Source organism: Streptomyces sp. NPDC000348, from assembly GCF_042898795.1.
Lineage (GTDB): Bacteria > Actinomycetota > Actinomycetes > Streptomycetales > Streptomycetaceae > Streptomyces.
Genome location: NZ_JBIAZD010000002.1, coordinates 154,332 through 178,662, shown reverse-complemented (window position 1 = coordinate 178,662; position 24,331 = coordinate 154,332). Strand labels below are relative to the sequence as shown.

Sequence of the window (24,331 nt, the reverse complement as noted above, 5' to 3'; positions counted from 1 at the left end):
GCCGTACGGCCCGGTGGCCGGGAGCCGGCTGCGGGGATCACGGACCGCGACCGGCCCGGGACTTGGCGTCAATCACCCCTTGGGCAAGGCCCGTTCCCGTTCTAGAGTCGTGCCCACCGGAACCGGCCGGTGCTCCCGGGCACCACGTGCCACCGCGGCCTCCCGCGCCGGTCGCCGGGTCACTCCCGCGGCCCGGACCCCGCGCGGTCGAGGACCGGCCCGGTCGGCGGCCTCCGGGGAGCGGGCCGCCGGCCGGGCCGGAGGGCGGGCGGGGTTCAGGATCCGATGGCGGGCGGGATTCAGGAGCCGGTGGCGGGCGGGGGGCCGGTTCCGGTCAGGTACGCCGAGACGATCACGTCGGCCCTGCAGCCGCCGGCGCGCCGGCCGGGGTCCTCGTCGCAGGCGACCAGCCGGAGTTCGGCCCGTCCCTCGTGGCGCGGCTCGTGGATCCGCCGGGCGTCGAACCGTTCGCGGGCGAGGACCTGGACGTCCTCCACGGTGAACTCGGCGGTCCCGGCGTCCGCGCGGGCCACCCAGATCGTCCAGCCGGGCTCGAGGGCGGCCACGCGCCGGAGGCCGGCGGAGCCCACCATCAGCGCGGTGCCGGGCTCCCCCGGCGTCACCCCGTCCGCGTACCAGCCGACCGCGTCCGGCCGGGCGGGCCGGTCGGGCCTGCCGTGCCTGCCGTGCCTGCCGGGCCGGTCGGCCATCACCGGTACGTGGATGCCGAGGGCCGGGACGTCGAGGCGCCGCGGCGCCGCGGGGGCCAGGGGGCGGTGCGCGGGCGACAGTCCGCCCCCGGGCGGCCGTCCGGCCGCCGCCATGTCGCCGGCGGCGGTCCCGGACGTCCCGGCGGGTACGTCGCCCTGCTCACGGCCCCACAGCCACAGCCCGAGCAGCAGCACCACCCAGGCCACACCGGCGAGCAGCTGCCCGGTGCCGGACGGGGAACCCGTACGGAGAGTGATTCGCGGGGAACCCATCGTGTACCTCCAGACACCTGGAGGGTCCCGCGCGGACTCCGGTACCGCATCCTCGTGGGCGCGGCGGCTGCTCCGTACGGGTGAACGGCGTCAGATGAGGTCGACGAGGTCCGCGATGGAGTCCACGACCTTGGACGGCCGGTACGGGAAGTTCTCCACCTGCTCGGTCCGGGTCAGGCCGGTGAGCACCAGGAACGTCTGCATCCCGGCCTCGATGCCGGCCAGCACGTCGGTGTCCATCCGGTCGCCGATCATCGCGCTGCTCTCGGAGTGGGCCCCGATGGTGTTGAGCCCGGTGCGCATCATCAGCGGGTTCGGCTTGCCCGCGAAGTACGGCTGCTTGCCGGTCGCCTTGGTGATGAGCGCGGCCACCGCGCCGGTCGCCGGGAGCGGGCCCTCGGTGGAGGGGCCGGTCTCGTCGGGGTTGGTGCAGATGAAGCGGGCGCCGTCGTTGATCAGGCGGACCGCCTTCGTCATGGCCTCGAAGGAGTAGGTCCGCGTCTCCCCCAGGACCACGTAATCGGGCTCGTGGTCGGTGAGGATGTAGCCGATGTCGTGCAGCGCGGTGGTCAGGCCGGCCTCGCCGATGACGTACGCCGAGCCGTTCGGTCGCTGGTCGTCCAGGAACTTGGCGGTGGCGAGCGCGGAGGTCCAGATGTTCTCGATCGGCACCTCCAGGCCCATGCGGAGCAGCCGGGCGTGCAGGTCGCGCGGGGTGTAGATCGAGTTGTTGGTGAGGACCAGGAAGGGCCTGCCGGACTCACGGAGCTTCTTGAGGAAGGCGTCGGCGCCGGGGATCGGTACGCCCTCGTGGATCAGCACCCCGTCCATGTCGGTGAGCCACGATTCGATCGGCTTGCGGTCTGCCATGTGCGGGATCTCCTGCCGTACGCGGTCCTGCGTGCGCCCCAGCCTAAACAGACCCGGATCTTGAGGGAACGGCGGATACGGTTCGACCGGCGGGCGGACGGGCGGCGGGGCGGGAGCGGTGGGTGCGCCGGGCGGCGCGAAAGTGGCGCAATCACGCGTTGCCGCCGTGCCGTGCGCGTCGCAGCCTGAGGTGGCGGGAGCGCTCCCACGACCGCTCGCGCCCCACCGCCCCGTTCACCGGCCACCGACGGCACACGGAAAGAAGGAGATCGTGGCTTGTCATATACATGTTCATAAGGTGCGGCTCCGTCCGCCCTTCGTCCTGTGCGCCCTGCTCGCGGTGTTGCCGGCCCTGCTGCTGACCGCCCTCGCCCCGTCACCCGCCGCCGCGGCGCAGGACGCGTCCACCGTCCCCCTGCCGTCGCTCAGCGCGACCACCACCCAGGTCGCCTCCGGGCTGAGGCGGCCCACCGCCCTCGCCGCCCCCGACGACGGCACGGACCGGCTGTTCATCACCGAGAAGTCCGGCACCGTCCGCGTCTACCACCCGGACACCGGCCTGGCGAGGACCTCGCTGATCGACATCACCTCGGCCGTCGACGAGTCCGGCAACGAGCGCGGTCTGCTCGGCATCGCGCTCCCGACCGACTTCGCCGACAGCCAGGACCTGTACCTGGCGTACACGGCGCTGCCCGACGGTGCGGTCACCCTCGCCCGCTACCGGCTCGACGACTCCCGCCTGGAGGTCCTGCTCTCCCAGGAGCACGCCGAGTACAACAACCACAACGGCGGCCAGCTCGCCTTCGGCCCCGACGGCAACCTGTACTGGAGCATCGGCGACGGCGGCGGCTCCGGGGACCCCTTCCGTTCCGGGCAGCGGCTGGACACCCTGCTGGGCAAGATCATGCGGATCGACGTGAGCCGCGCGTGCGGCCCCCTCGCGTACTGCGTCCCCGCCGACAACCCCTTCGTGGACACCCCCGGCGCCCGCGCGGAGATCTGGCTGTACGGGCTGCGCAACCCGTGGCGGTTCTCCTTCGACGCGGCCAACGGCTCGATGTGGATCGGCGACGTCGGCCAGGGCCACTGGGAGGAGATCGACCACCTCGCCCCCGGGCGGGGCGGACTGAACCTCGGCTGGTCCTGCTACGAGGGCCTGGAGAAGTTCGCGGGCGGGGACTGCGCGCCCGGTGAGACGTACACCGAGCCGGTCTTCACGTACTCCCCGTACACCGGCGGCTGCTCGGTCATCGGCGGCCACGTCTACCGGGGCCGGGAGTACGCCGACCTGGTCGGCGGCACGTACATCGCCACCGACTACTGCTCCTCCACGGTCTGGGCGCTGCGGCCCGACGGGCGGGGCGGTTACGAGCAGGCCGAGATCGGCGGGATGCCCACCCAGGTGACGTCGATCGGTACGACCGTCGACGGGGAGTTCTACGTGGTCAACGACCTGCCCGGCGGTCTGCACCGGGTGTCGTTCGCGCGGGAGGAACCGACCTGCCGGGTGGACCGCACGGTGACGGCCTGGGGCACCGGGATGACGGTCGACCTCACCGTCACCAACACCGGCGGCACTCCGGTGAACGGCTGGACGCTGGAGTTCCCGCTGGCTCCCGGGCAGACGGTCGTCTCCGACTGGAACACGGACCTGACCCAGTTGAGCAATGTGGTCAGGGCGTCCGACGCCACGCACAACGCCACGATCGCGCCGGGCGCGAGCATCACGCTGGGGTACCTCGCGCAACACACGGGTGACGCGTCGGCGCCGCCGCGGTTCGTGTTGAACGGGGACGCCTGCGCGGTGGGCCGCTGACGCGCCGACGCGGCTGCGGGCGGTCGCGCCGACATGGCTGCGGGCGGGTCGTGCCTCCCCCAGTGCCTCGAAGGCCTGGGAGGTGCCCCCCCCCGGGCGATGGGGGTCCCCCGCTCATAGGGGTCCCCCGCTCGGGCGAAGGCGAGAGTGGGGGGGGAGGAGCCGAGAGCGGGGGAGGGTGGGCGCTGGGGGTACCCCCTCTGGGGGAGGCACCCGGCGAACGCCGGCAGGTCACCCCGTCACCCCGTCACCCCGTCACCCCGTCACCCCGTCACCCCGTCACCCCGTCAAGCGTCACCCCGCCCGAACAACGGCGCCAGCAACAACTGTGCCGCCCCCTCCGCGACCCCCTGCGCCCCGCCGGGCGCGACCCGTACCGGTACGGCCCCGTCGCCGCCCCCCTCGCGCCGGGCCCGCGCGGCGAGGACCGCGCCGACGCCGTGGACGAAGGCCTCGGGCGCGGCGGCGACGGTGCGGCCGCCGAGGAGGACCAGGTCGATGTCGAGCAGCCCGACGAGGTTCGCGGCGCCCGCGCCCAGCACCCTGGCCGCCTCGGCGAGGTCGCCGCGGGCGACGGCGTCCAGGCACAGGGCCTCGACGCAGCCGCGGGCGCCGCAGGTGCAGGGCCGTCCGTCCAACTGGACGACCTGGTGCCCGAACTCGCCGGCGCCGGTCCTGGCCCCCCGGTACACGCTCCCCCCGATCACCAGCCCCGCCCCCAGCCCCGTGCCGAGGTGCAGATAGGCGAAGGAGCCGCCCTCGCCGCCGACCGCCAGGCCCAGCGCCGCCGCGTTGGTGTCCTTGTCGACGACCACCGGCACGCCGAGCCGCCGCGCCAGCGCGTCCCGGAGGGGGAAGCCGTCCCACTCGGGGAAGCCGGTGACCCGGTGCAGCACGCCCCTGTCGTGGTCGAGGGGTCCGGGCAGCGCGACCCCGACACCGAGCGGGGGCCGGTCCGTCCCGGCCGTCCCCGGCGTCCGCAGCGCCTCGACCGCCCCGGCCACCCGGGCCAGGACCGCCTCCGCCCCCGCGCCCAGGTCCAGCGGGGCCCGCCGCCGGTCCACCACCGTCCCGTCGAGGTCGACCAGGACCGCCCGCACCTCGTCCCGGTCCAGGTGGACGCCCACCGCGTGCCCCGCCTCCGGGACCAGCCGCAGCACCGTGCGCGGTTTGCCGCCCGTGGACGCCCGGTGCCCCGCCTCGGCCGCGAGCCCGTCCGCCCGCAGCCGGGCCGTGATCTTGCTGACCGCCTGCGGGGTGAGCCCGGTCCGCTCGGCGAGTTCCAGCCGGCTGATCCCCTGTGCTCCCGCGGTCCGCAGCAGGTCGAGCACGAGCGCGGTGTTGTGGCTGCGCAGGGCGAGCAGGTTCACTCCCAGCGGGGCCCCGTGCGCCCCGCCGGCGCCGTCGTTCGTCCTCTTCACCCGCCCATTCTCCCCGCTGCTTGCACTTTGGCAACAGCGTTGCGAAAGTAGGGGCATGACTGGCACCCCCCTCCGCGTCGGCCTCGTCGGCTACGGCCTCGCGGGCTCCGTGTTCCACGCCCCGCTGATCGCCGCGACCGAGGGCCTCGCGCTCGACACGGTGGTCACCTCGAACCCCGAGCGGCAGCGGCAGGCCCGCGACGGGTTCCCGGACGTACGCGTCGCCGCGAGCCCGGACGAGCTGTTCGCCCGCGCCGGCGAACTGGACCTGATCGTCGTCGCGTCCCCGAACAGGACGCACGTCCCGCTCGCCACGGCCGCCCTCGAGGCCGGTCTTCCGGTCGTCGTCGACAAGCCGCTCTCCGGCACGGCGGCCGAGGCGCGCGGGCTGGCGGCGCTGGCCGAGGAGCGCGGCCTGCTCCTCTCCGTCTTCCAGAACCGCCGCTGGGACAACGACTTCCTCACCCTGCGGAGGCTGATCGACGAGGGCGGGCTCGGTGACGTGTACCGCTTCGAGTCCCGTTTCGAGCGCTGGCGTCCGCAGCTCAAGGGCGGCTGGCGGGAGTCCGGGGACCCCGCAGAGATCGGAGGTCTGCTCTACGACCTCGGCAGCCATGTCGTCGACCAGGCACTGGTCCTCTTCGGCCCGGTGACCGCCGTCTACGCCGAGGCGGACGTCCGGCGCGACGGCGCGCAGGCCGACGACGACACGTTCCTCGCGCTGACGCACGCGAACGGCGTCCGTTCCCACCTCTACGTCTCGGCGACCACGGCCCAGCTCGGCCCCCGCTTCCGCGTCCTGGGCTCGAAGGCCGGCTACGTCAAGCACGGCCTCGACCCGCAGGAGGCCGCCCTGCGCGAGGGCCTGCGCCCCGGCGCGGGCTGGGGTGCGGAACCCGAGGAGCTGTGGGGCCGTGTCGGTTCCGGGGAGTCCCCGGTGACCGGCGGCGGAGACCCCGTGCCGACCCTCCCGGGCGACTACCCCGCCTACTACGCGGCCGTGGCGAAGTCCCTGCTGGAGGGCGCCCCCAACCCGGTGACCGCGCACGAGGCGGCCGCCGCCCTGGACGTACTGGAGGCCGCCCGCCGGTCGGCCCTGGAGAAGGTGACGGTGACGCTGTGACCACCCCGAAGCAGACCCCGGAACTGACCCCGGGCGTGGAGGAGCTGGAGGCGCAGGAGCGCCGCCTGGTCTTCCCGCGGTTCACGTACGACGACGCGTGGGCGCTCGGCTCCCTGCTGGTGGAGCTGGCGCGCGAGCGCCAGGCCCCCGTCGCCATCGACATCCACCGCGCGGGCCAGCAGCTCTTCCACGCCGCCCTGCCCGGCTCCGCCCCCGACAACGACGCCTGGATCGCCCGCAAGCGCCGGGTCGTCGAGCGCTACGGCTCCGCCTCCTACCTGGTGGGCGCCCGCCACCGCGCCAAGGGCACGACGTTCGAGGCGTCCTCCCGCCTGGACCCCGACACCTACGCGGCCCACGGCGGCTCCTTCCCCATCACGGTGGAGGGCGTGGGCGTCGTCGGCGCGGTGACGGTCTCGGGCCTGCCCCAACTCCAGGACCACCAGCTGGTGGTGGAGGCCCTGGAGCAGTTCCTGACCCGCTCGTAGTCCGCTCGGCTCCCGGCCGGTGAGGGGATTCCCCCCGGGTTCCCGCCCCTGCGGTGTTGGTCCGGCCGGGTGACACTCAAAGGGCGGTCCGGCGCCCGGGCGGCGACGCTGGCGGCATGACACCCTGCATAACGAGGCGGCTGACCGCCGCCCTGCTGGTCTGGTTCGCCGTCGTGCCCGGGACGGTCGCGGCGGCACCGGCCGGCGGGGACCCCGGAGTCCCGGACCGTCCCCCCGGAGCCGTCGACGACGTCCTGCCGGCCCTCGAGCGGATCGCCCGCCCACTGCGCACCACCGGCCCCTCCGGCCCCTTCGAGGACCTGCGCCCCTTCGGCGAGGCGGTCGGTGACGCCGTGGTGGTCGGCGTCGGCGAGGCCGCCCACGGCTCCCACGACTTCGTCACCTTCCGGGCCCGGGTGTTCCGGTACCTGGTCGAGGAGAAGGGCTTCCGCTCCTTCGTCCTGGAGGCCAACTGGAGCGCCGGCGTGCGCCTCGACCACTACCTGCTCACCGGGCGCGGCGATCCCGCCCGGATCATGTCCGAGGAGTTCCGGAACGCCTTCCTGCTGCTGCACAGCCAGGAGTACCTGGACATGATCCGCTGGATGCGCGCGTACAACGTCGCCCACCCCGGCGATCCGCTCAGGTTCGCCGGGAACGACGTCAGCCACGCGGGCCCGGAGCTGTACGACCGGGTCGTCGACCACGTCCGGCGCGCCCACCCCGACCTGCTGACCGCCGTCACCGACCTGTACCGCGGGCTGCGCCCCACCGGGTCCGTGGACGCGTGGATGCGCGCCGCCGTGGCCGCGCCCCTGGACGAGCGGCGGGAGAGGGCCGAACGCACCGGACGCGTCCTGGAACTGCTGCGCGCCCGCGAGCCCGCCGGGGCGGACGGGGACCACGCCTGGGCGCTCCAGCACGCCACCGTGATCGACCAGGTGGCGCGGATGTACGCCTTCGACCTCACGGACCCCCGGGCCGCGCCGGAGGCGATGGCCCACCGTGACACCGCCATGGCGGAGAACACCCTGTGGTGGCACCGCCGCACCGGCCACCGGGTGGTGCTCGGCGGGCACAACAGCCATCTGTACACCAGCAGTTCCACCCCCGCCCTGCCCGTCGCCCAGGGGGCGGTGCTCCGCCGGCGGCTGGGCGGGGGCTACCTGGCGGTGGGGCTCTCCTTCGACCGGGGCGCCGTGCACGCCACCGCACAGGGCCTGCAGAACCCGGCCGACGACGACGTGCAGCGGTTCGAGGTGGAGCCCGCCGCTCCCGGCTCGGTCGAGCACACCCTGGACCGGGTGAGCCACCGGGACTGGTACGCCGACCTGCGCACCGCCCCGCCCGCCGCCCGGGCCTGGCTGGACGTCACCCGGCCCAAACGGGAGATCGGCACGGACTTCCCGCCGCCCGGGGACCACGTCAGCCTGCTGCGGTCGGCGGACCTGGTGGTGCACCTGCACGAGATCCGGCCGAGCCGGGTGCTCCCCCGGGAAGCGGCCGGACAGCGGCCCCACCCGCCGGAGGCGTCCGCCGGCCTGCTGTCCGCCCTGACGGCGGCGGCCCGTCCGCTGCGCACCGCGGAGCCCGCCGGCCCCCTGGACGACCTGCGCCCCCTGGGGGAGTCGGTGGGCGACGCCCGGCTGGTCGGCGTCGGGCAGGCCGTCCACGGCGGCCACGACTTCCTCGCCTTCCAGCACCGGGTGTTCCGGTACCTGGTGGAGGAGAAGGGCTTCCGCTCCTTCGTCCTCGAAGCCCCCTGGAGCACGGGGCTCCGTCTGAACGACCACCTGCTGACCGGGCGCGGCGACCCCGCCCGGATCATGTCCGAGGAGTGGCAGAGCGCCTACCTGTTCATGCGCAACCGCGAGGTGCTGGACCTGATCCGCTGGATGCGCGCGTACAACGTCGCCCACCCCGGCGATCCGCTCGGCTTCGCCGGGAACGACAGCAGTTACGCGGGCCCCGACCTGTACGACCGGGTCGTCGGCCACGTCCGGCGCGCCCACCCCGACCTGCTGACCGCCGTCACCGAGCTGTACCGAGGGCTGCGCCCGACCCTGCCCGCCGGCGAGCATATGGTGGCCGCGATCGCCGAACCCCTGGCCGTGCGGCGGGAGAAGGCCGAACGCACCGGACGCGTCGTGGAACTGCTGCGCGCCCGCGAGTCCGCCGGGACGGACGAGGACCACGCCCGGGCGGTGCGGAACGCGGAGGTCGTCCACCAGGTCGCACGCCAGAACGCCTTCGACTACGACGATCCGGCCGAAGAGCGCGAGGCCCTGGCCTACCGCGACGGCGTGATGACGGAGAACACCCTCTGGTGGCTCCGGCGGACCGGCGACCGGACCGTGCTGGCCGCCCACAACGGCCACGTGTACCTGGAGGGCTTCGACCCGGACTACCCGGTCATCCAGGGCGGTCTGCTGCGCCGCGCGCTCGGGGACGACTACCGGGTGGTGGGCCTGGCCTTCGGCCGCGGCACCTTCACCGCCACCGACCCGGCTGTCGCCGACCCCCGGGACGAGGACGTGAAGGTGTTCCGCTCGGGGCCGGTCGCGGCCGGTTCGGTCGAGCAGACCCTGGACCGGGTGGGCCACCGGGACTGGTACCTCGACCTGCGCACCGCGCCGCCCGCCGTCCGCGCCTGGCTGGACGCGCCCCGCCCCAAACGGGAGATCGGCACGCACTGGCCCCGGGACCCCGACCCGGTCAACCTGCTGAGGGCCGCGGACGCGGTGGTGTACCTGCACGGGATCCGGCCGAGCAGTCTGCTCCCGCTCGGCTGAGCCGCGCCGGTGGGACTGGCGGGGCCGGACCGCTCCCGCCCGTCCCACCGGCACGGCGGGAACCGCGCGGCCCGCGCCCCCGGAAGGAGCCCTACGCCTGCGCGAACTCCTGCCGCTGCCGGCCGAGTCCCGCGATCTCCAGCTCGACCACGTCTCCCGCGCGCAGGTACGGCTTGGGCTCGGGCCGTCCCATCGCCACCCCCGCCGGCGTCCCGGTGTTGATGACGTCACCGGGGTAGAGCGTCATGAACCGGCTGACGTACCGCACGACCTCCCCCACCGGGAAGATCTGCTCGGCGGTGGTCCCGTCCTGCTTCAGCTCCCCGTTCACCCACAGCCGCAGCGACAGGTCCTGCGGGTCGCCGACCTCGTCGGCCGTCACCAGCCACGGCCCCAGCGGGTTGAACGTCTCGCAGTTCTTCCCCTTGTCCCAGGTCCCGCCCCGCTCGATCTGGAACTCCCGCTCGGAGACGTCGTGCGCGACCGCGTACCCGGCGACGTGCGCGAGCCCGTCCTGCGCCGACTCCAGGTACCGCGCCGTACGCCCGATCACGACCGCCAGTTCGACCTCCCAGTCGGTCTTCACCGACCCGCGCGGCACCAGCACCGTGTCGTTGGGCCCGACGACCGTGTCCGCCGCCTTGAAGAAGATCACCGGCTCGGCGGGCGGCTCGGCCCCCGTCTCGCGGGCGTGGTCGTGGTAGTTCAGCCCGATGCACACGATCTTCCCGATCCGTGCGACCGGCGGGCCGATCCGCAGCCCCGTCCCGTCCAGCGCGGGCAGCTCGCCGGTGCCGGCGGCGGTCCTGATCCGGCCGAGCGCGGCCTCGTCGGCGAGCAGGTCCCCGTCGATGTCCGCGACGAGGCCCGACAGGTCCCGCAGGGTCCCCTCGTCGTCGAGCAGCGCGGGCCGCTCCCGTCCCGCCGTGCCGACTCGCAGCAGCTTCATGATTCCCGTCTCCCTCGATCGCGGGTCCGCCCGATGACCGCCGGCCCGGATGCGGCAGGGCACAGTCATCGGAGGACTGGTCGATCCTCCGATCCGGCGTTCCGCTCCGCAAGACCCCGTTCACGTACTGGACCGCGTCCGCCCGGGCGCTCAGCGGTACAGCACGGTCCGCTCCACCACGCTCCAGGTCGTGCTGGTCACCATGTACAGCGCGGCCGCCAGCGGCATGACGGCGACGGTGACGAGCGTGAGGAAGGACATGAACGGCATCACCCTGGTCACCGCGCCCAGCCCCGGCACCTGCTCCCCCTCGCCGGCCGTCATGGGGGTGGCGGCCGTCATCCGCCGGGAGAGCCGGTAGCCGAACCAGGCGACCACGGTGACGACCGCGAACAGCCCGACGTAGACGAGTCCGGGCCCGCCGAACACCCCGCCGTCCCCGAGCGCGTCCGCCCACCTGCCGCCGAGCTGCGCCTCGAACAGCCGGTGTCCGAGCAGCTCGTTGGGTCGTCCGCCGATCGTCTCGCTGGAGAAGAGGTGGTAGAGCAGGAAGAACGCGGGCAGTTGGAGCAGGCCGGGCAGGCATCCGGAGAGCGGCGAGACCTTCTCCCGCGCGTGCAGTTCCAGCACGGCCCGCTGGAGCTTCTCGGGGTCGCGGCGGTGCTTGCGGCGCAGTTCGGCGATGCGCGGCTGGAGCGCGGCCCGGGCCTTCTGCCCGCGGGCGGCGGCCCGGGACAGGGGGTGGACGAGGAGTCGTACGAAGGCGGTGAACAAGACGATCGCGGCGGCCGCCGCGAAGGCGCCGAACAGCGGCTGGAGCAGGTCGGCCAGGTGCTCGACCAGGCTGGCGAAGACGGACATGGGTGAGCCCTCCGGGGGTCTCGTCGTGCCGGGAAGTGCGGATGACGGCATGACGAACCGCAGCGGGGCGTGGTGGACGTACGGAAGAAGTGCCCTACGCGGCGGTCGCCGGGAGGGCGTGCCCGGGCGCCCGGGGCCGGGTGCGCCCCTTGGCGTCGGGGTCGCGCTGGGGCAGGAAGGCCGTACGCCGGTCACGGTCGCGCAGGGCCGTACGCACCCGGGTGGGCGGCACGGCGGGCGCGCAGCGGGCGGTGAGGAGGGCGCAGACGGCGAGCGCGGTGCCGGCGGCGGCGGTCGCGGCCAGCGCGACGTCGACCACGGAGAGGCCGCCGGCGGCCGGCAGCAGGAGCAGGAGGGCCAGCACGAAGGGCAGGAGCACGGCGGGGGACCACACCACACGACCGCGCATCACTCGCCCCTCCCCTCGGTACCGTCCCCGGCCTCGCACCGCCTCAACGTCCGGCACGGGCCCGATGGTTCCCCGGGCCGGGCGCTCGCCGTACGGGCCGGGCCCGGCCGGCTCCCCGGGTGCCCGGGGAGCCGGGGTTCCTGGGCGTCAGGCGCCGGAGGACGGGGAGGGGGAGGGGGATGCGGTGGGAGCGGGGCCCCCGGGTGGCAGGTCGCCGTCGTTGACGGCTTCGGGGTCCACGGCCATCGTGATGTAGCCGACGACGCCGCGCTCGATGTGCCGCCGGTCGTGGACGAGTTCGAGCAGGCCGCCGCGCGTGCCGGTGCCGGGGTAGATGCCGTCCTGGTCGAGGGTGACCCGGGTCGCGGTGTTCGCCGAGTAGGGGGCGATGGTCTCGGTGGCCTCCACCGACTCCTCGGCGAAGTAGAACTGCCCGGTGTGGCAGGTGCGTCCGCCGGTGTAGCCGTCGGAGGTGCGGGTGCCGCCGGTGTGCACCTTGGTGTGGACGTGGACGGCGCGTCCGGCGTACCAGCCGGGGAAGACGGTCCGGAAGGTGACGAAGCCGTGCCGGTCGGTCATCTGGATGCCGCGCAGCCAGGTGAGGTCGTCGGTCGGGGTGGCGTGGCCGCCGCCCCCGCCGCCCGGGGGCGGACCCGTCGGCGCGTCGGTGGGCGGAGTGCCCGTCGGCCCGCCCGGCGGTGTGCCGCCGCCTCCGTTGCCGTTCTCGGTGTAGCCGGAGTAGACGCCGGAGGCGTCGCAGTGCCAGATCTCGATGGCCGAGTCGCGGATGGGCTCGCAGGTCGCGGCGTCCACCGCGCGCAGGACGAGGAGGAGGGGGATGCCGGTGCGGTCTTCGACGACGTTCGCGCGGAAGAGCTCGTAGTCGAGGTAGTAGGGGCCCTCCATCTGCTCGGTGGTCAGTTCCATGCACGTGCTGGAGGCCAGGGCCGCGGCCTTGGCCCTCTCGACGGCGTCGGCGCCGGTGGAGGCGTCCCGGGCGAGGGCGTGCGCCGCTCCGAGCCCGGTGAGGGCCACGGCGCCGGCACCGCCGAGGGCGAGCATGCGGCGGCGGGGCAGGTGGCGGGAGACGGCGGCGTTGTCGGGCTCCTCGTGGAGTGAATTTGTCATGCGCGCGACGCTAACGACGCCGCCTGTGAGAACGGTATGAAGGACCCCGTCGGAACGCGCCAACTTCAGGCCGGTTGCCGACGGACGGCCGGACACGCGGCGGCGGTCGCGGGCCCGCGGCCGTCTCACCTTTGTCACCCACCGGCAGTACGGTGTCCCCCATGCGCCCCGACACGCCTGCCGAAAACGTCGACCACACCGCCGAAGCCGCCCGCCTGGAGCGGACCGCCGACCTCTACCCCGAGGACGCCGAGGCCCTGCTGCTGCGGGCCGCCGCCCACCGCGAGCTCTCCGGCGACCGCCCCGCCGCGACCGCCCTCTACGACCGCCTGCTGACCTCCTCCCGGGAACTGGACGACCCGTACCTCGTACGGGCCCTCAAGGCGTCCAACCTCTGGGAGTACGGCCACGAGGCGGAGGCCCGCGCGATCATCACCGGCATCCGCACGGCGGCCCCGCGCGACCCCGCCCCCTGGGTGATCGTCGCGGAGTCCCTGGAGTCGCACGACGAGCTGGAGCAGGCGCACGAGACGTTCACCGAGGCGGTGCGCCTCCTGCTGACCGGTGTCGCGGAACCCCCGCGCGCCACCCACCCGCTCCTCTTCGGCCGCCACCGCGTGCGCAGGATGCTCGGCGCGGCGCACGACGAGTGGGACGCCCTGGCGGACACCGTCCACACCCTGCCGATCACCCTGGACGAACTCCACGACCCGAAGCGGGTGTGGTCCCTGGGCTCGGAGAACCCGGTGGAGCTGGAGGCGGAGATCATCCGCCTGCGCGCGGAACTGGGCGCGTACCGGGAGGCGCTGTCCCGCCCGTTCCCGGTGGCGGTGCTGCACTGGCCGGCCGGTGAACTGGCGGAGCTGACGGAGGCGTACCCGTCGCTGGCGGAGGAGTACTCCTCCTACGAGGAGCACCTCGCGGCCATAGAGGCGGCCCTGCGGGAGCTGGCGGCGTCGGGCACGGCGAACCTGGGCATCGTCACGGGCACGGTCCCGTCGTACGAGGCCTTCGCCGCCTCGGAGCTCGCCTCCCCCGCCGACCCGGCGCTGCTGCCCCAGTACGCCACGACGCTGGCGGCCCGGGGCCGGGCGGTGGCGTGGCCCCCGGAGCGGGCGGCGGCGTGCTGGTGCGGTTCCGGGCGGGCGTACGGGGAGTGTCACGGAACCGCCGGGTGACGGCGCACGTCCTGGCCCACAGCTGACGTCGGCTCCGGGGGGCCACGTGGACCAGCCGTGGCTCACGATCACACCGCTGACGGCCGCCGGCGCGTCGGCCCCGGGCGTCGCTATCTGTGGCGACCGCGGGGCGTGCGGGTCAGCCCGTGGCCGGGCCGCCGACGGTCACCCGCTCGCCCGGGGCGCACCGCACCAGGCGCGCCCCGTGGCCCCGGCGCCCCGCCTCCGCGAGGAAGTCCTCCAGCGGGGAGCGGAAGACCGTGTAGTCGCTGTGGTGCACGGGCAGCGCGCGTCGCGGGCGCAGCAGGTCGAGCAGGTCGGCGCCCTGCCCGGCGTCCATGGTGACCACCAGGCCGCCGGGCAGGGTTGTACCGCCGAGGTGCAGGACCGCCAGGTGGATGTCCGGGTAGCGCACGGCGATCCCGCGCAGTCCGTCGTACATCAGGGTGTCGCCGGAGAGGTAGAGGACCAGCCGGGTCTCCCCCGAGCGGTCGCCGAACTCCAGCATGCTGCCCATCACCGGCGGCAGCAGGGCCCGCAGCGGGCCGGGCGCGTGGCGGCCGGGCAGCGAGGTGACACGCACGGAGGAGTCCCCGTGCCGCAGGGTGCGGCTCTGCCAGGTGCGCAGGCCGGTGGCGCGCCGGAAGCCGTGCAGGCCCTTCAGCAGGCGGGCGGCGTGCGGGGTGGTGACGAACGGCAGCCCCCGGTCCAGCCCGCGCCGGGCCACCCGGTCGAAGTGGTCGCCGTGCAGGTGGGAGAGCACGACGGCGTCCAGGTCCCCGTGGGGCAGCTCCGCCACGTCCAGGGCGGGCTCGGTCAGCCGGCGCGAGACCAGCCCGTACCCGAGGTGGGCGAACTGCCCCCGGTGCAGGAAGTTCGGATCGGTCAGCAGCGTCAGCTCCCCGTAGCGGATCAGCAGGGTGGCGTTGCCGATGAAGAGGATCTCCGCAGTGCCCTCGGGCGGATGCTGCCGCACGACCGACTCCCTCCGTCGTACGTGGGTCCGGTGGGGGGCGGGTGAGCGGTGGGGGCGGTTCTACACACCCTCGTCGGTGACGGAAATTCCCGAGCTTGGGTGCGGGGGTCCCGTCGGCCGGTCGCCCCACTCAGCTCCACCGCCGCACCCCCTGCACGCCGGCATCCTGGTCGTCCTGCGCTACGACCCTGGGGACCCGCGCCAGGTGGTGGTCGTCCACACCAAGGACAGACGCCCGGGGAAGGTGTCGTACTCGGCGACCGCCAACCTGACCTGGGGCATCTTCTTCGTGCTCTTCGGGCTGGCCATGGGAGTGGGGGCGTTCCTGTAACGACAACGGCATCAAGTCAAGGCGCCCAGGATGCGGACCGAGCTGACTTCCACCGGAACAGGTAACGGCCCGGCGCGCTCGCTTGAATGATCAGCTCGCCTGAAGTTCCTCGACGGTCTGCTCGGCCGTGCGCCGCGCGGGCTCCAGCCGGGGGTCCTCCGGGTGCGCGTACGGACCGAGGATCTTCGCGCAGACGAACAGCGTCATCAGCTTGCCGTCCCGGCTCTCGAAGTCACGCCGACGCTCCCGCCGTACGCGATCGGCCAGAGCGGGGACGGCGAGCGAGCTCGCCCACAGTGAGGCGGAGTCCAGCCCTTGCGGCGCGTTCCCCCAGTCCTCCCAGTCGAAGAGGCTGAACACCGGAGCGGTCACATTGGCCCAGTTCAGGTCCGCGTGAGCCGGCACCCATCGCCGGACGGTCGTGTCGAAGTCGCCGGGGAAGACACCCCGGATGGCCTCGTTGACCAGTTCCTGGGTGATGGTCTCGGTGTCCGGCGTGGCGACCCGCCTCGTCCTATGAGCCGCCAACGCGTCCAGCGAGGCATTCAAATCCTCCCACCAAGCCGCCGGCAGTTCCGGTGCCTCACTCAGGACGGCGCTTCCGACGGGTGCGGCCGGCAGGAGGCCGGTTTCATCGGCCCGCCACATCACCGGTTCGTCGGCGTCCCGCCAGACCACACATCCCTGCCAGACCGGCCGGGCGACACCTTCCAGACGAGCGGCACACTCGGTGCCGTTCCACCCCTGATCGATGATCTTCTCAAGCGGGCGCCGCTCGATGCGGAGCCAGGTACCGCGGTCTGTCCGGACTCCCACGGACCGGCGCTTGCGCACCACCGTGTCCAGGAGCAAGCGCACCCGGAAAGACCGCGCGACGCGGTCAAGAACCTCGTCAACCGGCTGCACCCGTAGGTCAACGGACTGGCCCGTGGAGACCGAGAGCGTCATGCAGAAGACCGTAGCAGCGGGGCAATGGGATGCCTTGTCATCCCCGTAAGCCGACGGTGCAGGAGCTCAATCTCCGATGTCGTCCAAGGCCGACCGCGCTGCCGCAGTGAACTCGCCTATCCGTTCCGAGAGCCGGGCCACTTCGACGGCGTGACGCTCCACGAAGCGGACGTTGCCGTCCGGGGCGTTCGCCGGCGAGTCACGGAAGGCAAGCAGGGTCGTCTGCGTCGACTTGAGCGTGGTGTAGACGCTCCGGGCGGCCTGCTCCACCGTCTCCGGCCCCTCGACGGCAAGGTTGGCCCAAGCTGCCTGCGCGAGCGCCAGCTGCCCTTGCGCATGCTGCATCCTGCGATCGACTTCCTCGGTGTCCCGTTCCCCCACGAACGCACGACCGGCCATCTTGAGGGCGTGCTGGCACTCACTCGCCGGAGCGAGGAAGGCACTGTAGGCATCCCGACGCACCTGCCTGCGCCAGTGCGCATGCTCGGCCCTCGCCTGGGCCTGCACCTGCTGCCGCGCCGACCACCCCGTGATCGCCGAGGCGAGGACGGTTCCTGCGACGCCGACCGTCGCTCCGAGCAGTGCCGCTAATCCCTGGTCCACGGGAGGTGTGTCTACCGCATACTTCAGCGGCTGGCCACGGGGTCACCTGGATCAATGACCAAGCCCGGCATACGGATCCACCGAGCAGGACCAGGCCGTCCGCCACCGCCTCCACTGCGCCGGCAGAATGCTTGTGTGCCCGGTGCTGTCCCGTCCTCCCCCAGCGTCTCTGCCCGTATGAGCCGGCAGAACTCCCGCGACACGGCTCCCGAAGTGGCGGTCCGGAAGATCCTGCACGCCGCGGGTCTGCGGTACCGGGTGAACGTGCCCGTCCCCGGAATGACCCGTCGCACGATCGACATCGTCTTCCCCAAGGCCAAGATCGCGGTCTTCATGGACGGTTGCTTCTGGCACGGGTGCCCCGAGCACGCGACGAGTCCCAAGGCCAACGCGGAGTGGTGGCGCCGCAAGCTGGACCGGAACATGGCCCGGGACGAGGAGACCACGGGACATCTCATATCTGCGGGATGGACCGTTCTGCGCTTCTGGGAGCACGAACCGCCCGACGAGGTGGCAGCGGCCGTGCAGGCCACGGTGACGCTCAAGAAGCGGAGCAGGGGGAGCCCCGAGGAGAGTGCGGCATCGTCGAACCGTCTGTGACGCAGGTGGAAAGAGGGGGACCCATGACCGACCGATTGGTTTTCGTGGACGTCTGCGCGGGCGCAGGCGGTCTGGCATCAGGGCTGGAGAGCGCCGGCTTCTCCCCGGCGCTGTTGCTCGACAACAAGAGTCAGGCGTGCGAGACATTGCTGGCCAATCGGCCGCAGTGGAATGTCATCTGCGAAGACCTGATCGACTTCCTTCCCGAGGAGCACCCGGAGGTTTTGGACGTCGACCTCCTCTCGGCGGGTCTCCCCCGGGTGAAGGCTTCGGCAGCGGTGGGACGTGGGGACAGCGAGCCGGAACTGCGGCTGCTCAAGGCCGCGGTCTACCTCGTCCACGCCGTCCAGCCGCGTGTCCTGCTCCTGGAGAACCTGCCCGCCCTGGTGGACTCACCCGTGTACGCGGACGTCCGGTCGTTCATCGAGGACGAGTTGACGCATCTCGGCTACGGCTCCCACTGGTTCGTGCTGAACGCGGCCGACTTCGGTGTCCCGCAGGAGCGATTGCAGGGCGTTCTCGTGGCGCTCAGGGAACCGTGGTTCCACGCCTTCGCTCCGCCGTCACGGACGGTGAGTGAACATGTCTCGGCCGGTCGGGCGCTGCGCCGCTCGATGGGCGCTCGAGGCTGGCCCGAGGCCGATGCCTGGGCAGACCAGGCACGATCCGTGGCGCCGACCGTCGTCGGAGGATCGGACAATCGAGGTGGCCCGGACCTCGGTCCGAGCGGGACGAAGCGGGCCTGGGCACGGATGGGGGTGAACGCCGGTGCGTTCGCCGACGAGGTGCCGGGGCCGGACTATGTGTGGCCGCGTTCGAACGACATGGCCGAGATGTTGAAGATCACGGTGGACCAGGCAGCAGTACTCCAGTCGTTCCCACCGGAATGGCGGATCACAGGACGGAAGACGGCTCGGTACCGACAGATCGGACACGCGACTCCTCCGCCCGTGGGCAGGGCGCTCGGCGAAGCCATCTCGGCCGCGTTGCGGTCGCCCGCCGGCGCACAGGCGAAGGGGGGAACGGCACCCCCGATCGCCGGCTACACTTCAAACCCATGAGTCACATCGAGAGCGCACCGCCCCCACCTGCGGGTTTCCGCATCTTGGATCTGTTCGCGGGGCCGGGCGGACTGGATGTGGCAGCGGATGTCCTGGGGTACCACGTCACCGGCATCGAGTGGGACGACGACGCATGCGCCACCCGTGAGGCCGCGGGGATGGACACCTTCCACGGCGACGTGAGGAAGTACAGCGCATCGCTCTTCCCCCATGCGCAAGTGTTGACGGGGGGACCTCCCTGCCAGACCTTCACCGTGGCCGGCCACGGCGCCGGTCGCAGGGCCTTGGACGACGTCCTGGGGTATATCGAGCGCCTGCACGCCGTCGTGCGCAAGGACGAAGCGGAGTGGGAAGACATCTCCCGCACCTGGCGGGAGATCACCGAGGAGCTCGAGGAGAAGGCTGCCAAGGCCGAGCAGATCAAGGCCGAGAAGCACAAGGTCGACGCTCTGCGTGCCGTGGAGCGCAAGGCCATCAGGAAGAGCCTCCAGGAGGGTGACAGTTCCCAGGACAGGATCGATCGCGTCCTGAAGGCACTCAGGGCCTCAAGGGACCTTGCTCCCGAGGACGCAGACCTCAACGATCTGATCGCGCAGTACAGCTCCCTGGGAGCCGTGCTGAAGAGTCTGAAGGCCGAACTCGAAAAACTGGGCGACGAGCGGACGGGGCTGGTCCTCCAACCTCTGTGGTGGGTGATCGAGCGATGTCGACGCCCAGGGCTGGAGCCCTTCGAGGCCGTCATCCTGGAGCAGGTTCCCGCTGTCATGCCGGTGTGGGAGAAATACACTGAAGTGCTCGCCACCCTCGGCTATCGAACGAGGACCCAACTGATGTACACCGAGGCGTTCGGGGTCCCGCAGACCCGCAAGCGCGCGGTGCTCATGGCACGGCTCGGCGAGACCGACATTCCCGCGGTGGCCGAAACCCACGAGCGCTACCGCTCTCGGTCCGTTCCCACCCGGACGTCGACGGAGGAAGGCACACTCCTCTGGGCCCCTGAGGAGACGGTCGCCGACAGGACGCCGAAAAAGGCATGGGTGTCCATGGAGACAGCTCTCAAGAAGGCACGGAGCATCGCGCCCGATCTGCCGGACCGCCCCGCTTTCACCGTCGTCTCGAACTATGGGACAGGCGGCGACCCCGGTGCGCGCGGCGAACGCGACCATGATGCGCCATCCGCAACGATCACTGGAAAGGTGTCCCGGAACCGGCTGGTCCACAAGGACACGAAAGAGGACCTCCCAGAAGAGTGCGCCCGATTCAAGTTCGCGGAGGCCGGCGTGCTCCAGACTTTCCCCGTCTCATACCCGTGGAGCGGCAAGGACCAGCCCCAGCAGATCGGCAACGCCGTACCGCCCCTGCTCGCCCTGCACGTGCTGCGGCACGTCCTCGAACCCGAGCTGTCGGACGAACAGGCGCGCGCCAGGCTGGAACAGGCCGTCGCGGATCTGGAAGCCTGGCAGCCCGGCGAACGGATGAAGGTACGCAAGCACGGTGAGTGGGAGGGCCACCCGCTCACCGGCAAGTGACCCCTCTCCTCAGGCCTGCGGTGCCCGTCCCCTGACCGGTGCCGTCTCGAAGAGGTTGGCGAAGTACTCGGTGAGCTTCTCCACCGACGCCTCCGGGACGGGCTCCTCATCGGGTCCGGCGGGCAGATCGTGTCGGGGCACGGGCGGCGCGGACTCGGCCTCCGCGATCCACCGGCGCAGTGCCTCGGGATCGCGTGGCTCGTCCTCGGCGAACGCGTCGTAGATCAAAGTGGCGCCGGCGGTGTTGATCGCCGTCATCAGCCCGTTGATCTCCCGCCCGGTGGTGGCGATCCCTCGTTCCAGGATCCGCACCAACGCCTGAGCCGTTGGCCGATGGTCCACCAGGCTCAGACGCAGAGCGTTGTGAATGAGGTCCTGGTTGGAGCAGGCCTTCACCACCGGCGTGTAGTCCGCGCCGTTGCGGAACATCTCCGCCGCCCACCACAACCGGGAGAAGCACTGGCGGTCCGGAGCGCCTTTGAACCGGACCGGGTTGATGCGGGGGGTCTTCCCCTCCGAAGCGGTCGGGGGATGCCTCCAGGCCACGTAGTCCGGCGCGACGGCCAGCGCGAGATGGTTCCAGATCCTCTTGTCCGCGGCTTCCCTCCGGGTGAGACGGAGTGTCGCGTGCAACCGGGGCGCCAACCAGCCGTCGGCGTCCGTCCGGTTGTCCTTGAACTGGAACATCGTGTCGTCCACAAGGTCCCTCAAGGGCTCCACCGCCCACCTGGGGTCGTCCTCCGGCAAGGACTCGACGACCTTGGCCAGGTCGACACCGCCGTGTCCCTGCACTCCCCTGAGGAGATCCTCGGTGAGGAAGGGGTCGGCAGCGGCCCCGGAGAGCAGGCCGAGCCGCTCGGGAACGTGGTAGGGCTTCTCGATCACGCGCTGTCCTCTCGGTTCATCTGCTGCAACGCGCGCAGAGCGTTGGCGACCGCCTTGCTCGCACCCGCGCGACGTACGGCGGCGTAGTGGATCCGGGTCTGAAGTTCCACCCAGCCCGCGTCATCGGTCCGCCGTCGATGGACCCGGCGCAGTGCCTCCTCGACGTGCAGCCCTGGTGCCACATCAGGGAGCATCTCCCGTAGGACCTCTCCCCTCCAGTCGGTGGGGAAGACCGGTGAACCGTCCGGTTCGACCTCCAGATCGCCCACGGCACTGTGGAACACCGCGGTCCACACATCGGTGGCCATCTGGGACAACAGGAGTTCGTGAATCTTGTTCTCGATCCCCCCACCGTTGCCGCCGAGGAGATCCGAGAACCCCTCGACGTCCGTATTGATCATCACCAGGGGCAGTCGACCCGAGGCGTCGATCACCCAGGGGACGTCGGCGTAGGGACGCAGCCACTCCCTCGCGCTCTTGGAGAAGCCGGCTTGCTTCACGTCGAGCCGCAGGCCGCCCAGCGGCTCGTCGGCGACCACGTCGACGGTCCAGTCCGCGTCGGTCTCGGTGATCGATCGCCCCTCCACACCGTCGATGGTTGCGACGGCGTAGGCAGCGAGACTCGCACGTCCCATATGGTCGTCGCGGAGCACCTCGATCCGGCCGGACCACTCCTTGCTGTCCGGAGCGTCCTGCCGCAGCTCCACGGTGGTTCGGAGATTGGTGTCTCCGTCGGTGAGCACCGCCAGAACTCGCAGGCCGCTCCACGGGGCGTCGGGGTCGGTGGCGCCGGGGGGCAGGGTGGCAGACAGGCCGATCCTGGCCGAGATCCAGTCCTCGTGCTGTGCCACGCCCAGAGCCACGGTCCGCTGCGGAACGGAGTAGGCCGAGGTGTCCAGAGGGTCGAAGGTGCCGTCGGACAGCTTGAGAGTCGCCGAGGTCACCCGAAGGGTGATCGGACGGTTGAGTCGCTTGTACGGGTAGAACTTCATGCCTCACTCCCCTGCGCACCGGCACGGAGTTCGAGAACGAGCCGCGTGTATTCGCTGCGTACCGGATGGCTGGTGACGTCGGTGAAGCCCCTGAAGACGGCTCGGCGGGCATGCGGTGTGAAGCGGAGCGTTCCGCCCTCGACCTCGCATCCCTCCACGGCGGCCAGCTCGGCCCAGTCGAGCTTCGGCCGGCTGCCGGACCGGACGTCCAGAAGGACCACTGGACTCATTACGGGCAGTTCGTCGGCGCGCGGCAGTTTCACCTCCGCGGTGATCTTCCACTCACCCCCGGCGCCGATCTCGGCTGCCAGCCCGTCCAGCTCCGGCAGTGTCGGTCCGGAGGCTCGCTTGGGAGCGGCTGTCTTGCGCTGCACGGTGAGCTTCTTGCGCAGCTTGGCGCTCTCCTGCGATCCGGCGCTCTTCGGCCGAACCACCAGCTCCTTCACCGCGGCGTTGACCTCGGTGGTCAATCTGGAGATCCGATAGTGCGCGCTGTGCGACCACCGCAGGGTCAGCTCCTCGGTCTGCCCCCAGCGGTCGTGCTCGGGCGGTTCGGCGGCACGCAGAAACTCCTCCGCCTCCACCGCGAAGGGCGCCGACTCCCCGGCGGCCTGTCCCACCAGGAGAACCGCTTGGAAGTTGTTGACCCCCAGAGGCAACCCGCTGACGCCGGACTTCCTGACGGTCATCCGGTTGCCGCGCAACGAGTGGACCTGATTCGGCACGCCGTCCCTGTCCTCCGCCTCCGTGACCAGCAGCACCCCCTGGTGGATGCCGAGCGTGCCCCGGCGTCCACCGGCGAGGGGCAGACGAAGCGGAACGTTGCGGAGCGCCACTTGGCCGGCCTGGGTGAGCCGGTCCACGGTCGTTCCCTCGTAGAAGGCCCGCAACGCACGCGTGCGTGAGGGCTGCGTCTCGCTGGGATCGACCTTTTCCTCCGGGATGACGACTTCGCCGTTGCGCAGTGTCCGTACGGACGTCTCCAATAGTGGGAGTCTGCTGCCCCCTCCGGTCATGGCCGCCCAGAAGTCCCGTCCCAGCGCCTCGACCAGACGACGGTGCATGACGGTGATGTCACGGGCCCCATCGTCCTCGCCGGCGCCGTTCTCGTCCTCGTCGGCGAGCGAGTCGGCCTTGTCGGAGGCGAGACTCGCCACATCGTGGGCGCCGACGATGAGGAAGGACGTTCCCGGCTCGTCGCTGTCGCGGGTGAGATGAAGTCGTTCGACCGTCTCCGTGTCCGCCCACCACGAGCGGACCACCTCCGCGCCGGGTGTCTCGGGGTCGGGGCGCCCCAACCAGGCGGGACCCGCGCACTCGCGGCCGTCGACGGAGCGCCACGGAAGTTCCAGTCGTCCGATGACACGGCGTTCGGTGCGGCCCTCGTGGGGAACGGAGAGCGTGGAGTTGATCAGGACCATGCCGAGCGCGCTGGTCGCCCAGAGAGTCGCCTTGCCGAGCCCGTACGAACCACCGGCGCTGCTACCGGACTTGAGACTCTCCAGCTGCCGGCGCACGACGGCCGCGAACTTGCCGTCGTTGTAGTCGTCACCGGTGAGCCCGGAAGCGTTGTAGTCGTCGACGCGCAGAAGAATCAGGCGACCCTTCTCGAACATGTCACGCACGCCGGCGTCCACGACCCGCCCGACCTTCTGATCGGCGGCGGACTCCGAGACCGCCAAGTAGTGGGGTTGGAGTTCGTCCCAGAGGATCGCGGCGCGGAACGCCTCCAGCGCCTCGCCGGTCAGCTCGTGGATGGTGTACCGCACGCGCACCGGACGCCCGTTCTCCACGAGCCGTTCGTCAAGACTGTTTTGACAGGTCTCCCGCGCGAGCACTTGGACGTCCGCGTCGAACGCGAACGCCGCGGCGTTGCCGCCGTCGCGTCCGCCGTCCGGATAACCGGGTCGGTGGTACCAGGTGACGGGAAGACCTGCCTGTGTGTCGGTGGTCCGCGTGTGCACCGTGCCCAGATCCGTGCCGAGCGCCTTGGCGATCTCTCCCATGACGGTGGCACGCGGAACCGAACGCTTGGTGATCCACGCCGAGACAGCGGCTCGAGTGAGCCCCAACTCCTCCGCCAGCTCTGCCTGCGTCTTACCCGCGATCTTGAGCTGACGGGCCAACCAGGGCCCGAACTCCTCACCGGCCTCCATGTGGCCTCCCGCTCTTCGCCGTTGTCGTTGTGCCCTTGGTCATGGACAGACTAATTTGACGCCACGCGGAACGTCAATCAGCTCTTGACGCGACCACGATCAACCCCCCTCCGATCCATTGTCCACTTTGACCGCTTCGCACCATTCACACCTAAAGGTCGGAGATTGCTGAGCGGTTGCTCAATTGGCAATCGCAAATAGGGTTGCGAGCCAGCCGCCAACTTCGTTTCAG

General features: G+C 71.8%; 22 protein-coding genes. 9 read left to right on the top strand and 13 right to left on the bottom strand.

Annotation, left to right across the window (positions count from 1 at the left end; translation table 11 throughout):
- Positions 1-299: 299 nt before the first annotated feature.
- Together ACFY3N_RS04685 and ACFY3N_RS04680 are read right to left on the bottom strand one after the other, a co-directional pair.
- Positions 300-983, bottom strand: a complete 684-nt coding sequence (locus ACFY3N_RS04685) for a sortase domain-bontaining protein (RefSeq protein ID WP_390815183.1) — start codon at positions 981-983, stop codon at positions 300-302.
- Positions 984-1,073: 90 nt separating this feature from the next.
- Positions 1,074-1,853 carry an HAD-IIA family hydrolase gene (locus tag ACFY3N_RS04680; protein WP_390815182.1) on the bottom strand — a complete coding sequence of 260 codons (780 nt, stop codon included), beginning with the start codon at positions 1,851-1,853 and terminating at the stop codon, positions 1,074-1,076.
- A gap of 298 nt (positions 1,854-2,151) precedes the next feature.
- Between ACFY3N_RS04680 and ACFY3N_RS04675 the strand changes: the two genes are divergently transcribed.
- A complete protein-coding gene (locus ACFY3N_RS04675; protein ID WP_390815181.1) occupies positions 2,152-3,669 on the top strand; it encodes a PQQ-dependent sugar dehydrogenase in 1,518 nt (505 codons plus the stop codon).
- A gap of 287 nt (positions 3,670-3,956) precedes the next feature.
- Here the strand turns inward: ACFY3N_RS04675 and ACFY3N_RS04670 are convergent, their stop codons facing one another.
- Positions 3,957-5,147 (bottom strand): ROK family protein, encoded by a 1,191-nt coding sequence (locus tag ACFY3N_RS04670; RefSeq protein ID WP_390815180.1) that lies wholly within the window; start codon positions 5,145-5,147, stop codon positions 3,957-3,959.
- On the opposite strand from ACFY3N_RS04670, the gene ACFY3N_RS04665 reads away from it, so the two are divergent.
- From ACFY3N_RS04665 to ACFY3N_RS04655, 3 genes are all read left to right on the top strand, one after another.
- Positions 5,146-6,213 (top strand): Gfo/Idh/MocA family oxidoreductase, encoded by a 1,068-nt coding sequence (locus ACFY3N_RS04665; RefSeq protein ID WP_390815179.1) that lies wholly within the window; start codon positions 5,146-5,148, stop codon positions 6,211-6,213. The genes ACFY3N_RS04670 and ACFY3N_RS04665 overlap by 2 nt on opposite strands.
- A complete protein-coding gene (locus ACFY3N_RS04660; protein ID WP_390815178.1) occupies positions 6,210-6,701 on the top strand; it encodes a heme-degrading domain-containing protein in 492 nt (163 codons plus the stop codon). The genes ACFY3N_RS04665 and ACFY3N_RS04660 overlap by 4 nt, the downstream gene beginning before the upstream one ends.
- A 116-nt stretch (positions 6,702-6,817) precedes the next feature.
- Entirely contained in the window at positions 6,818-9,493 is a 2,676-nt protein-coding gene (locus tag ACFY3N_RS04655; protein ID WP_390815177.1) for an erythromycin esterase family protein, read from the top strand.
- A 91-nt stretch (positions 9,494-9,584) separates the two neighbouring features.
- Here ACFY3N_RS04655 and ACFY3N_RS04650 read toward each other — a convergent pair whose 3' ends face one another.
- The 4 genes from ACFY3N_RS04650 to ACFY3N_RS04635 form a co-directional block, all read right to left on the bottom strand.
- Positions 9,585-10,442 (bottom strand): fumarylacetoacetate hydrolase family protein, encoded by an 858-nt coding sequence (locus tag ACFY3N_RS04650; RefSeq protein WP_390815176.1) that lies wholly within the window; start codon positions 10,440-10,442, stop codon positions 9,585-9,587.
- 150 nt (positions 10,443-10,592) lie between these two features.
- Positions 10,593-11,303, bottom strand: coding sequence for a YidC/Oxa1 family membrane protein insertase (locus tag ACFY3N_RS04645; protein ID WP_390815175.1), 711 nt, complete (start codon positions 11,301-11,303; stop codon positions 10,593-10,595).
- Positions 11,304-11,397: 94 nt separating this feature from the next.
- Entirely contained in the window at positions 11,398-11,712 is a 315-nt protein-coding gene (locus ACFY3N_RS04640) for a DUF6412 domain-containing protein (RefSeq protein WP_390815174.1), read from the bottom strand.
- Positions 11,713-11,859: 147 nt separating this feature from the next.
- The gene (locus ACFY3N_RS04635; protein ID WP_390815173.1) at positions 11,860-12,840 is read right to left on the bottom strand and encodes an intradiol ring-cleavage dioxygenase; all 981 of its coding nucleotides are present in this window, start codon (positions 12,838-12,840) and stop codon (positions 11,860-11,862) included.
- Between the two features lie 161 nt (positions 12,841-13,001).
- Here ACFY3N_RS04635 and ACFY3N_RS04630 point away from each other — a divergent pair, with 161 nt between their 5' ends.
- On the top strand, positions 13,002-14,018 hold the full coding sequence (locus tag ACFY3N_RS04630) for an SEC-C domain-containing protein (protein ID WP_390815172.1): 1,017 nt from the start codon (positions 13,002-13,004) through the stop codon (positions 14,016-14,018).
- Positions 14,019-14,157: 139 nt separating this feature from the next.
- Here ACFY3N_RS04630 and ACFY3N_RS04625 read toward each other — a convergent pair whose 3' ends face one another.
- On the bottom strand, positions 14,158-14,994 hold the full coding sequence (locus tag ACFY3N_RS04625) for an MBL fold metallo-hydrolase (RefSeq protein WP_390815171.1): 837 nt from the start codon (positions 14,992-14,994) through the stop codon (positions 14,158-14,160).
- A 76-nt stretch (positions 14,995-15,070) separates the two neighbouring features.
- Between ACFY3N_RS04625 and ACFY3N_RS04620 the strand changes: the two genes are divergently transcribed.
- Complete coding sequence (locus ACFY3N_RS04620; protein ID WP_390815170.1) at positions 15,071-15,325, top strand: hypothetical protein; 255 nt, start codon at positions 15,071-15,073, stop codon at positions 15,323-15,325.
- Positions 15,326-15,415: 90 nt separating this feature from the next.
- Here ACFY3N_RS04620 and ACFY3N_RS04615 read toward each other — a convergent pair whose 3' ends face one another.
- Both ACFY3N_RS04615 and ACFY3N_RS04610 read right to left on the bottom strand, forming a co-directional pair.
- A complete protein-coding gene (locus tag ACFY3N_RS04615; protein WP_390815169.1) occupies positions 15,416-16,273 on the bottom strand; it encodes a hypothetical protein in 858 nt (285 codons plus the stop codon).
- Positions 16,274-16,339: 66 nt separating this feature from the next.
- Positions 16,340-16,876 (bottom strand): hypothetical protein, encoded by a 537-nt coding sequence (locus tag ACFY3N_RS04610; RefSeq protein ID WP_390815168.1) that lies wholly within the window; start codon positions 16,874-16,876, stop codon positions 16,340-16,342.
- A 177-nt stretch (positions 16,877-17,053) separates the two neighbouring features.
- Here ACFY3N_RS04610 and ACFY3N_RS04605 point away from each other — a divergent pair, with 177 nt between their 5' ends.
- From ACFY3N_RS04605 to ACFY3N_RS04595, 3 genes are read left to right on the top strand one after another with little or no spacing between them, the layout of a single operon-like run.
- A complete protein-coding gene (locus ACFY3N_RS04605; RefSeq protein WP_390815167.1) occupies positions 17,054-17,476 on the top strand; it encodes a very short patch repair endonuclease in 423 nt (140 codons plus the stop codon).
- Between the two features lie 23 nt (positions 17,477-17,499).
- Complete coding sequence (locus tag ACFY3N_RS04600; protein WP_390815166.1) at positions 17,500-18,537, top strand: DNA cytosine methyltransferase; 1,038 nt, start codon at positions 17,500-17,502, stop codon at positions 18,535-18,537.
- Complete coding sequence (locus ACFY3N_RS04595; protein WP_390815165.1) at positions 18,534-20,066, top strand: DNA cytosine methyltransferase; 1,533 nt, start codon at positions 18,534-18,536, stop codon at positions 20,064-20,066. Before ACFY3N_RS04600 ends, ACFY3N_RS04595 begins: the two co-directional genes overlap by 4 nt.
- 9 nt (positions 20,067-20,075) lie before the next feature.
- Here ACFY3N_RS04595 and ACFY3N_RS04590 read toward each other — a convergent pair whose 3' ends face one another.
- Genes ACFY3N_RS04590 through ACFY3N_RS04580 form a run of 3 tightly spaced genes read right to left on the bottom strand, consistent with a single transcriptional unit; the run spans position 20,076 to position 24,099 of the window.
- Positions 20,076-20,951: a DUF6339 family protein gene (locus tag ACFY3N_RS04590; protein ID WP_390815164.1), complete on the bottom strand. Its 876-nt coding sequence runs from the start codon at positions 20,949-20,951 to the stop codon at positions 20,076-20,078.
- On the bottom strand, positions 20,948-21,943 hold the full coding sequence (locus ACFY3N_RS04585; RefSeq protein WP_390815163.1) for a hypothetical protein: 996 nt from the start codon (positions 21,941-21,943) through the stop codon (positions 20,948-20,950). Before ACFY3N_RS04585 ends, ACFY3N_RS04590 begins: the two co-directional genes overlap by 4 nt.
- Positions 21,940-24,099, bottom strand: a complete 2,160-nt coding sequence (locus ACFY3N_RS04580) for a helix-turn-helix domain-containing protein (RefSeq protein ID WP_390815162.1) — start codon at positions 24,097-24,099, stop codon at positions 21,940-21,942. The genes ACFY3N_RS04585 and ACFY3N_RS04580 overlap by 4 nt, the downstream gene beginning before the upstream one ends.
- Positions 24,100-24,331 lie beyond the last annotated feature (232 nt).